The 1,586-nt window shown below is 59.6% G+C and carries 4 protein-coding genes; 3 read left to right on the forward strand and 1 reads right to left on the reverse strand.

Annotation, left to right across the window (positions count from 1 at the left end; genetic code table 11):
- Positions 1-225, forward strand: a 225-nt coding sequence (locus EOA22_RS33035) for a BBE domain-containing protein (protein WP_206521447.1), incomplete at its 5' end; no start/stop codon positions are given.
- A 348-nt stretch (positions 226-573) separates the two neighbouring features.
- Positions 574-789: a hypothetical protein gene (locus EOA22_RS39265; protein ID WP_342030149.1), complete on the forward strand. Its 216-nt coding sequence runs from the start codon at positions 574-576 to the stop codon at positions 787-789.
- A 153-nt stretch (positions 790-942) separates the two neighbouring features.
- Here EOA22_RS39265 and EOA22_RS38315 read toward each other — a convergent pair whose 3' ends face one another.
- A complete protein-coding gene (locus EOA22_RS38315; protein ID WP_063170502.1) occupies positions 943-1,200 on the reverse strand; it encodes a hypothetical protein in 258 nt (85 codons plus the stop codon).
- Positions 1,201-1,322: 122 nt separating this feature from the next.
- On the opposite strand from EOA22_RS38315, the gene EOA22_RS33050 reads away from it, so the two are divergent.
- Positions 1,323-1,586 (forward strand): winged helix-turn-helix domain-containing protein (locus tag EOA22_RS33050; RefSeq protein WP_206521449.1); only part of this gene is annotated, 264 nt, incomplete at its 3' end.

Here is a 1,586-nt window from a genome sequence, read left to right on the forward strand (position 1 = left end):
GATGAGGACGACGCGAACATCAGCTGGGTTCGCAGCTTCTGGCAGGACGTGCAGCGCTACTCGACCGGGCGCCTCTATCTGAACTTCCCCGGCCATGGCGAAGGAGCGGACCTCGTACGCGACGCCTTGGGAGCCGAAGCCTATGGGAGGCTCGCCAAGATCAAGCACAGATACGATCCGGACAATCTGTTCCGCCTCAACCAGAACATCCTGCCAATGCACTAACGCACAATTCAAGTCGGCGTACGGTAGCGACTCTCGCCTGGGCATTTGCCAAGTCACGAACGGCTTACGATCATTCGCCGAAATCCGAGCTCCCCGCACGCGCTGGATGATGATCAGTCTTCGCAGCGCGAAACCGTGCTAGTTTTGGACTGCGGCTTCGTGCTTGAGGGGAACCGGCTTGAATAGCTCGCCGCCTACAACGTTCGTACTCAACGGCGTGACCGCCGACGTGAGTAGGGAGACCTTGCGCGACCAATTCAACAGGACAATCGCAGTTCGCCACCAGACCTTCGCGTACCTCGCCACCTTCTGGAGAACGCTGATCGCGTCATCACCAAGGACGAGTTGATGAAGGCGGTCTGGAACGGGCTAGCCGTCACCGATGACAGCCTGGTCCAATGCATTCACGAGATCCGTGCGGCGCTCACGACAGTCGCCAGGCCGTCGTGCAGACAGTGCCGAGGCGCGGTTACAGGTTGGTCCTTCCCTCAAATGCCGGACAAGAATGATTACAATTCTGGCGGCAGAATTGGCCGCCGAGGTCCGGCCGGCAGGCCAGGATGAGCGGAGCATTGCTGCACCTACCCCGGCCTACAGGCAGGTCCTTGATCGGCTACTGATAGAACATGCCGGTCGTCTCTTTGCGGCGTCGATGAGACAGTACTTGCGGAGTTTGCTGGCCCTGTGCAGACAATCGTTCACAGCTATGGATGCAAATCACACCTTCCAGAACGGCTTTTGAAGTTCCGCCTCGACGGCAGCCAGGGTGAGACCGACGTCGTCGATCCGCTGAGGCCCATCTTCCGCCAGTCGCTTCAGTTCCTCGCGATAGTACTTGCGCTCGCGCCAGACCGCGACCAGGCCGCGCAGGGCGAAGAGTCTCGCCCAGACCGATACCGGTTCAGTCGTCCACGTCGGCTGTTCGCTCCAGAGAGACTGGTAGAGTCTTGAGGTAAGAGAAAGCTGCGTGCTCATTTGGCTCGTCCTTTCTTGGTGCTGCTAAAATCGATAACGCTACTTTGGCGGATGAGCGGACCTGCGTACTAAAGCGCGGCCGAAACTGTTCCGAAAAATTCCGAAACGTTTAATATGGCGGGATGCAACGGGTTCACCTCACCTTTGGTCCGTTCGTGCTCGACCCTGAGAAGGGGACGCTCCTGCGACATGAAATACCGATCTCCATCGGGCATCGCGGCATCACGCTGCTCGCCACGCTTGCGGCCCGGCCCGGCGACATCCTGACCAAGGCCGAGCTGATGGAAGCTGCCTGGCCGGGCCTGGCGGTCGAGGAAAGCAATCTCACCGTCCAGATTGCGACGCTGAGGAAGGCGCTCGGCCCCACCGACCAAAGTGGCGAATGG

The organism is Mesorhizobium sp. M7A.F.Ca.US.014.04.1.1, from assembly GCF_003998745.1.
In the GTDB taxonomy this organism is placed as follows: Bacteria; Pseudomonadota; Alphaproteobacteria; order Rhizobiales; family Rhizobiaceae; genus Mesorhizobium; species Mesorhizobium ciceri.